Origin of the sequence: Streptomyces sp. NPDC000151 (assembly GCF_040301705.1) — a bacterium.
Classification (GTDB): Bacteria; Actinomycetota; Actinomycetes; order Streptomycetales; family Streptomycetaceae; genus Streptomyces.
Genome location: NZ_JBEPFC010000010.1, coordinates 88,198 through 96,168, shown reverse-complemented (window position 1 = coordinate 96,168; position 7,971 = coordinate 88,198). Strand labels below are relative to the sequence as shown.

Here is a 7,971-nt window from a genome sequence, read left to right as displayed (position 1 = left end):
CAGCGCGGCCCGGCGCGCGGGCCGCCCGCCCAGCGCCGCCGCTCCCGCCGCCGCGCCCAGCCACAGCAGCCCGTGGTCGGCGGCGCGGCTCAGTTTGGGCAGCACCCGCTCGGCGCCGGGCCAGTGCCGGGTCGCGACCCCGTTGAACGTCCTGCGGTCCCACGTACTCAGTACAGTGCGCATGAGCCACATGTACCCCAGCGGGACCACCGCAGACGGTATGCGCCTGTCTGCCGGAGGAGTCACCGCAGACCCCACAGACCACACAGACGGCACAGGTGGCACAGACGGCACAGGCGGTGCGGACGGTAACGGCCCGTCGTCCGGACGGATCACCACCGACCCGGCGATCCGTCCGGCGCGGCCCGGCTGATGTCCGCCAGGGCCGAGTCGGGGTCCTGGTCCCGCGCCAGGTCACCGATGCTGACCATGCCCACCGGCGTGCCGTCCTGGACGACCGGCAGCCGCCGCACCGCGTTCCGGCGCAGCAGCGTCACCGCCGCCGAGACCGGCTCCTCGGGGCCGACCGTGACCGGTTCCGGGGTGCACACCGAGTGGCAGGGCACGCTGAGCGGGTCCACCCCGTCCGCCACCGCGCGCAGCACGATGTCCCGGTCTGTGACCACGCCCACCAGCTTGCCGCCCTCCGCCACCAGGACGTCTCCGATGTCGTGCGCGCGCATGAGCTGAGCCGCCTCCACCAGCGAAGCGTCGGGATGTACGGCTGTGACGGCCGGCGTCATGACTTCCCGTACCAACTGTGCCATTGCCTGATCGCCTTCTTCCTTCTCCTGCTCTCACGGCCGGCCTCCTGCAGGGGGAGTGCTGGCAGCAGTACCCAAGACGCTCCCGGCCATGCCCCTCGCGTGGTTCGATGGGCCGGTGATCAGACGTGGCGCGATGATCAGACGGCGCAGCGCGCGGGACCTGCCCGCGTGTGTACGCATCCTGCGCGCGGTGCACCTGCACAGCGGCTATCCGTACGCCTGGCCCGCCGACCCGGCGGGCTGGCTGACTCCGGAGGGGCTGACCGGCGCCTGGGTCGCCGAGGACGCGGACGGCCGCGTCGTGGGGCACGCCGCGCTGTGCGGGGGCGAGGTGAACCGGCTCTACGTCGCGCCGGCGGCGCGCGGCCGGGGCCTGGGCGACCGCCTGCTGGGCCACGTGACGGACGAGGCGGCGGCGCGCGGGCTGCGGCCCGTACTGGCCGTCAACGCCACGGACTCCGCCGCGATCGCGCTGTACGAACGGCGGGGCTGGCGGCCGGTGCGCACCGAACGCCAGGACTGGGGCGGGCCGGAGCCGGTCACCGTACGGCACTACGAAGCCCCACGGCACTACGAAGCCCCACGGCGCTGAGAAGCACCACTACGAAGCACCCACGACCGGTCGCCGGACGGTGGGCTGAAAAGCGGCTCGGCCCGGCGGTGGAGCGGCCGGCGGGCGGAATTCGTACGGAGTGAGTGGTGTGCGGTGCGCGCGGGCGGTTACCTGGGCGCCAGGCACGGCCGGTCGGCGGCCCCTCCGGTCCGGGCGCGGGACCGCTCGGCCCCAACGGACTTGAAGGGGGAAGGGTTTACGTAGGGGGCGTCCGGGCACGCGACTAACCGTGCTTCGGACCGGAGGCACGCCCGTGGAAGACCTTTCACGCTTCTCGGGCGCGCCTGCCTGGCCGCGCTTCCACGGGATCTGACGGACTCTGAGTCGACGGATCAGGGAGCCCAGACCATGCCCATGACATCCCAGGCCGAAGAACAGCACACCGCGATAGAACCCACGCCCGAGCAGCGCGCCGCGCGCCGGCGGCCCGACCAGGCACCGAGCCGGCCGCCCGGCAAGCCCGTACGCCGCACGAAGCCGCGTCGGGTCACGGCGGGCAAGGCCCCGCCGGGTGGCGGCAGCCGGCAGCGGGGGCGCCACTCCCACCACGACGCACCCGACACCGCGGCGGACTTCGAGCGGCTGTCCGCCCTCCCCGAAGGCCCCGAACGGGACGAGCTGCGGCGCCGCGTCGTCTGCGCCTGGCTGCCCATGTCCGAGCGGCTCGCGCTCCGTTTCCGCAACCGCGGCGAGTCCGCCGAGGACCTCCAGCAGGTGGCGGCGCTCGGCCTCGTGAAGGCCGTGGACCGGTACGACCCCGAGCGCGGCTGCGCGTTCGAGAGCTTCGCCGTGCCCACCATCGTGGGCGAGGTCAAGCGGCACTTCCGCGATCACATGTGGGGACTGCATGTACCGCGCCGCGTACAGGAGTTGCGCAACCGCGTCCGTACCGCGCGCCAGGAACTGACCCGCAGCGTGGACGACCGCGGACCCAGCCCCGAGGAGATCGCCGACCACACCGGCATGTCGCTGGAAGAGGTGCTGCTCGGCAGCCAGGCGCTGGAGAGCTTTACGACGCTGTCCCTGGACGCCGAACTGCCGGGCGCCGACGACGGTTACTCGCTCGCCGACACGCTCGGCGCCCCCGAGTCCGGCTTCGACCTCGTGCTGGACCGGGAGTCGGTCAAGCCCAAGCTGCGCAATCTGCCGGAGCGCGAGCGGGAGATCCTCTACATGCGGTTCTTCTGCGACATGACGCAGAGCCGGATCGCCGACCGGCTCGGCATCTCCCAGATGCACGTCTCGCGGATCATCAGCCGGACCTGCCGCCGCCTCGCCGACCAGGTCGGCGGCCGCCCGGAGGAGTACGCGGCCACCTGACGCCTGACGCCTGACGCCGGGACCGGCGCCCGTACCGTTCTCACCTGCTCTCACAGGACGGGCGCCGTGCTCACGGCCGGGTGTCGCGCAGCGCCAGTGCCAGGTGTCGCGACACCCGGTCCACGACACCGGCCTCCGCGAGGCTGAAGGCCCGGCGGGCCCCCGTACGGAAGAGCGTGAGCACACCCCGTACGGGGCCGCCCGCTTCCCGCAGCGGCACGCACAACAGGGAGGTGACCGAGGCGCGTACCAGCAGCGGCGCGCCCTGTGCGTCGTGCCCGAAGTCCGCCACGTCGTCGGGCCGCACCTGGAGGGAGGAGCCGCCGGTGCGGGCCGCGTCCTCGACGAGCGGACACCGCGCCGGGTCCTGCCCGGTGAGCGCCGCGGTGAGGTCCTCGCTGTCGTCCGGGCCGAGTACCAGGGTGCGGCGCAGGGCGCCGGGCCCGTCCGGCCCGTTCCCCTCCGCCGGCACCGTCTCGTCCAGTACCACCCAGTCGGCGAACCGGCCGGTCAGCTCCCGCACGGCCCGCTCCACCGCCGCCGGGGGAAGGCCCGGGTCCGGCGCCGGACCCACCGGCGGCCCGGACAGCAGCGCGGTGGTCGTGTCGTCGAGGAGGTCCATCAGCTCGGCGCCCTGCTTCACCTCCGCGAGGTGCGCGCGCTGCCCCTCCCCGCTGTCCCCCTGCTGTTCATCGCCGAGCCATATCCCGTTAATTGATGGTATTTCGTGCGAAGGGAACGCGCCGCGCCCGGTGTGGAAGACCGTGAGCACGGCCGTGCCCGGCTCCTGCGGCGGGCGCAGCGCCGTCATCGTCACGCGCAGCGGCTCGCCGGGCCCGTCGGGCGTGCGGAGCAGCCGGACGATCATGCTGCGATCGCCTTCGTTACGGGCCACGGCGGCGACCTGGGACCGGAAGGCCGCGCGCACCTCGGGGGCCAGCGAGCCGGTGAGCGGCCGCCCCGTCGCGTACCCCGCGCGCATCCCGAAGAGGATCGTCCCGGCGAAGTTCAGCCGCCGCACGACGGTGTCCGGATCCAGCAGCGCGACCACGCAGGGCGTCCGCTGGAACAGCGCCCGCAGCAGCTGCTGCTCCTCCGTCCCCGCCCGCGAGCCGTTGTTGCGGCCGGCCACCGCCAGCCCCTCGTACCGCGGCAGCAGCACGTCGACGACGTGCTGCAACTCGAAAAGGGCAGCGTCCAGCATCGGCTGCTGCTCCTGCGACGGCAGCGCCCGCGCGCTCCGCAACTCCTCCACGCGCTTGCGGAAATCCGCGAGATCTCCGCCCGCTGACTGCTCTACCCCGGCCATGCCCACACCGTATCCGGACCCGCCGCTACCGGCTCCGCCCGGAAGCCATCACGTCCGGAAGAGCCCCATGACGTCCGGAAAGAGCAGAGGTCATACCGCAATGAACGGAGGTCGTTCTGTGCGGGACGGGACGTGCGGGCCGGTCCCGGGAAACCGCCTCCCGAACGACGGGATACCGGCGTTTTCCGCGCCCGCCCGCCGGGCATCCGACTCCCTACGGGCCGGGCCTCCGACATATGCGGGCCGGCCGCGGCACAGCCTCTGCTGAACTGCACTGCCGCACCGCCGGCCCGGGGGCACCGACCGAGGACCGACAAGGACCGAGGGACTGACAAGCAATGGCGACCCACACCCTCTGCCCGGTGGACGAACCCGGCGACGCGCGGGGCTCGTCCGCCCGGAGCCTGGTGAACCTCGCGGACGTGGCCGCGCGGTGCACCCCGGACAGCTGCGGCGCCACCGCCACCGTCACCACCGGCGAAGCGGCCGCCGACCCGCCCGCCGCCGTCACCCATCCCGACCTGACCTCACTGGTCAGCGTCCAGTGGGAGTCCGGCGAAGGGCCCATCCAGGCCGCCCTGGCCTCCGGACACCCCGTCACCTCCGACGACCTGTTGCACGACGACCGGTGGCCCGCTTACCGCACCGAGGCGCTGGAGGCCGGCGTACGCTCCAGTACGACGCTGCCGTACCTGCGCGACGGACTGGCGGTCACCGTCACCGTCTACAGCTTCCGCCCCGGACTCACCGCGGACCCCGGCGACTGCGCGGCCGCCGCGCTCGGCGACCTCGCCGCCACCGGCCTGGCCCGCGACCGGAACTACCGCCGGGCGCTGGCGGAGGTCGGCCGGCTGGACGCCGCGCTCCGCTCACGCCCGGTCGTCGACCAGGCGTGCGGAATCATGATGTACGTACTGGGCTGCGACGCCGACGAGGCGTTCGGCATGCTGCGCCGGCTCTCCCAGCACACCAACCGCAAGCTCCACGACCTCGCCGCCGCCGTCGTCGAGACCCGCGGCCGCGGCCTGGAGCGGGAGCTGCGCGGCCTGCGCGACGAGAACGGCGGACGCGCCCGTGAGGAGAACGGCGGACGCGCCCGGGAGGCCCGCGGCGCCGAGCGGTGACGTGTCGCCGCGCGCGGCACCTCCGTGATCTGCAAGGGTGGTCGGGGCCCGTCGCCGCGCGGGCCCCGACCACCTGCCGTGGAGAGTGGAGGTACGGATGCAGCCGAGCGCCCTGGAGCCGCACCCGGATCCGGACCCGCCCATGGGGCTGCCCATCCTCCCGGAGCTGGCCGCGCACCTCGCCGCGGCGGCCGACCGCACTGACCCCGAACCGCCCGGCGGCGGCCTGCCCCTGCGCGCCGTCGCCTGCGGCTACTTCGAGCGCCGCGGCCTGGGGACCGCCGCCGAACGCGTGCTGGCCGGGCCCGGCGCCCCCGCCCTGCTGCTCGCGCTGCTCGCCGCGACCGGCGGCGACGTCGTACTGCCCCGCCCGTGCGCCGCGTGGTACGCCCCGCAGGCCCGGCTGCTGGGCCGCACCGTGCACCCGGCGCCGGTACCGGCCGAGTCCGGCGGCCTGCCGGACCCGTTCACCCTCCTGGAGGCCGTGCGCCGCGCCCGGGACACCGGCGGCGACCCGCGGGTGCTGCTGGTGTCCGTCGCCGACGACCCCACCGGCACTTGCCCGCCGCCCGAGCTGCTGCACGAGGTGTGCGAGGTGGCGGCCGACGAGGGGCTGTGGATCATCAGCGACGAGACTCGCCGCGACCTGCTGCACGACCCGCACGACACGGTCGTACTGAGCCCCGCCGAGATGCTGCCCGGCAACGTCGTCGTCCTCGCCGACCTGCGGGCCACGCTCGTACCGGCCTCCTGGCCCGCCGCGCTCGCCCGCTTCCCCGCCACCGACCCGGGCGAGGTGCTGCGCGCCGCCGCGCTCGATGCGCTGACCGGCCTCGCCACCCCGCTGCCGGGGCCGCTCGCCGCCGCCGTCGGCCACGCGCTGGGCGAGCCCGCCACCGTACGGGAGCGGATCGCCGCCGCGGCCCGGCTGCACGGCCGGCTCGCCGCCGGGCTGCAGGAGACGCTCACCGCCGCCGGTGCGGTCTGCCGCCCGCCGCACGCCGGCAGCCACCTCTACGCCGACCTCGAACCGCTCCGCCCCGCCTTCGCCGCCCGCGGCGTCACGGGACCGGCCGCGCTGGAACGGGCACTGGCCCGCTGGGCCGCCCGCGGCGGCCACCGCTTCGGCGACGATCCCAAGGCCCTGCGCGTCCGCCTCAGCACGGAGGCCCTGTTCGACCCGGACCCCGACCGCCGCAGACGCCTGCTGGCCGCCCCCGACCCGCTGGAAATCCCCGGAGTGGCGGAGGAACTCGCGGCCCTGGGCGAAGCGTTGGGAACAGCGAGGGGGACGGAGGGCTGACGGCCCGTCAGCCCGCTGGTCGAGTGCGTGCCCGGTGGTCGGGTGCGTCAAGGGCTACGTGAGGACGTACGTCAGATCGAGTGATCGTGCGGGCGGCGGAGGTGGCGGACGCGGCGCCAGGCCGCCGGGGCCGCGCTGAGCACGACCGTCAGGCCCACCGCCGCGACCACGCCCTGCCACGGCTTGCTGAAGAGCGAGCCGCCCAGTATGCCGATGAGCTGGTACGTCGCCGCCCAGGCCAGGCAGGCCGGCAGGTCGCCGCGGGCGAACCAGCGGACCGGCAGCTTCGCCAGCAGGCACGCCAGCATGATCGGGATGCGCCCGGCCGGCACCAGCCGGGAGAGCACGAGCACCAGCACGCCGTGCTCGTCCAGCCGCGTCCGGGCCTGCGCCAGCCGCTCCGGCGCCGACCGGTCGCGCAGCCGCTCCAGCCACCGCGAGCCGTTCTTCGACCGCACCCCGCGCGCGCCCAGCCAGTACAGCCCCATGTCGCCGAGGAACGCGGCGGCCGACGCGACGAGGAAGACCAGCAGCAGCGCGAACGGCGAGGTGTGGTGGAAGGCCACGGCGGCCGCCGAACTGACCAGCGCCCCGGTCGGCACCACCGGCACCAGCGAGCCGAGCACCACCAGCACGAAGAGCGACGGGTAACCGGCAGCCTGCTGCGTGGACTCCGGCGGGACCACGGTGGCCAGGGCCAGCGTCCAGGAAGCGCTCACCGGCCCGCCGCCAGCCGCACGGTGGCCCCGTGCTCCAGCCGGTGCACGGTCACCTCGGGCGCCACCAGCGCCGACTGCCGTACGAACTCCTGCCCCGGCGCGTGGAATTCGTGCGGCCGCACGGCGTCCATGCCGATCGGCCAGTACGTGCCGTAGTGCACCGGCACCGCGTCGCGCGGCGCGAGCCGGGCCGCCGCGACCGCCGCACGGCGCGCGTCCAGATGCCCGTGCCCGAGGAACGGACCCCAGCCGCCCACCGGCAGCAGCGCCACGTCGCACGGCCCGACCTCGTCCGCCATCCCGTCGAACAACCCGGTGTCACCCGCGAAGTACGTCGTCGCCGTGCCCCGGATCACATAGCCGAGCGCCGGCACGCGGTGCGGACCGTACGGCAGCCGCCGCCCGTCGTGCGCGGCGGTGACCGCCCGTACGGTGAGCGGGCCGACCTTGGTCTCCTCGCCCGGGCCGAGCTCCGTCACGGGCAGGTCGTGTGCGGCCGCGGTCCGGCGCAGCCCGGGCAGTGCCCGGGGCGCGCCGGGCGGCACGATCAGCCGCGTACCGGGCGCGAGGCGCGCGAGCGAGGGCGGGTGGAGGTGGTCAGCGTGCAGATGCGAGATCAGTACCGCATCCGCCACGGTGGCGCGGCCGTCGGGGACGGCCCCGCGCCGTCGCCGCAGATGCGCCAGGCGCCGCACGAACAGCGGGTCGGTCAGCAGCCGGGTCCCGGAGTCCTCGACCGTCGCGGTGGCATGTCCCCACCACGTGATCTCCACCGACACCGATGACCTCCGTACGCCGCGTATGCCCCGCCCATCG

General features: G+C 74.9%; 8 protein-coding genes and 1 pseudogene. 4 read left to right on the top strand and 5 right to left on the bottom strand.

Features of this window, described 5'->3' with window-relative positions:
- Nucleotides 1–183: pseudogene (locus ABT381_RS05745) on the bottom strand (phosphoesterase); the annotation flags it as partial.
- Between the two features lie 149 nt (nucleotides 184–332).
- On the bottom strand, nucleotides 333–767 hold the full coding sequence (locus ABT381_RS05740) for a CBS domain-containing protein (protein ID WP_351588196.1): 435 nt from the start codon (nucleotides 765–767) through the stop codon (nucleotides 333–335).
- A 115-nt stretch (nucleotides 768–882) separates the two neighbouring features.
- Between ABT381_RS05740 and ABT381_RS05735 the strand changes: the two genes are divergently transcribed.
- Nucleotides 883–1,359 carry a GNAT family N-acetyltransferase gene (locus ABT381_RS05735; protein ID WP_351588193.1) on the top strand — a complete coding sequence of 159 codons (477 nt, stop codon included), beginning with the start codon at nucleotides 883–885 and terminating at the stop codon, nucleotides 1,357–1,359.
- A 375-nt stretch (nucleotides 1,360–1,734) separates the two neighbouring features.
- Nucleotides 1,735–2,700: a SigB/SigF/SigG family RNA polymerase sigma factor gene (locus ABT381_RS05730; protein WP_467754607.1), complete on the top strand. Its 966-nt coding sequence runs from the start codon at nucleotides 1,735–1,737 to the stop codon at nucleotides 2,698–2,700.
- Nucleotides 2,701–2,770: 70 nt separating this feature from the next.
- On the opposite strand, the gene ABT381_RS05725 is transcribed toward ABT381_RS05730, so the two are convergent.
- Nucleotides 2,771–4,009: a PAS domain-containing protein gene (locus ABT381_RS05725; RefSeq protein ID WP_351588188.1), complete on the bottom strand. Its 1,239-nt coding sequence runs from the start codon at nucleotides 4,007–4,009 to the stop codon at nucleotides 2,771–2,773.
- A gap of 338 nt (nucleotides 4,010–4,347) precedes the next feature.
- Between ABT381_RS05725 and ABT381_RS05720 the strand changes: the two genes are divergently transcribed.
- Both ABT381_RS05720 and ABT381_RS05715 read left to right on the top strand, forming a co-directional pair.
- Entirely contained in the window at nucleotides 4,348–5,133 is a 786-nt protein-coding gene (locus tag ABT381_RS05720) for an ANTAR domain-containing response regulator (RefSeq protein ID WP_351588186.1), read from the top strand.
- A gap of 97 nt (nucleotides 5,134–5,230) precedes the next feature.
- Nucleotides 5,231–6,436: an aminotransferase class I/II-fold pyridoxal phosphate-dependent enzyme gene (locus tag ABT381_RS05715; protein WP_351588183.1), complete on the top strand. Its 1,206-nt coding sequence runs from the start codon at nucleotides 5,231–5,233 to the stop codon at nucleotides 6,434–6,436.
- Between the two features lie 71 nt (nucleotides 6,437–6,507).
- Here ABT381_RS05715 and ABT381_RS05710 read toward each other — a convergent pair whose 3' ends face one another.
- Nucleotides 6,508–7,155: a DedA family protein gene (locus tag ABT381_RS05710; RefSeq protein ID WP_351588180.1), complete on the bottom strand. Its 648-nt coding sequence runs from the start codon at nucleotides 7,153–7,155 to the stop codon at nucleotides 6,508–6,510.
- Nucleotides 7,152–7,934 carry an MBL fold metallo-hydrolase gene (locus tag ABT381_RS05705; protein ID WP_351588177.1) on the bottom strand — a complete coding sequence of 261 codons (783 nt, stop codon included), beginning with the start codon at nucleotides 7,932–7,934 and terminating at the stop codon, nucleotides 7,152–7,154. The genes ABT381_RS05710 and ABT381_RS05705 overlap by 4 nt, the downstream gene beginning before the upstream one ends.
- Nucleotides 7,935–7,971 lie beyond the last annotated feature (37 nt).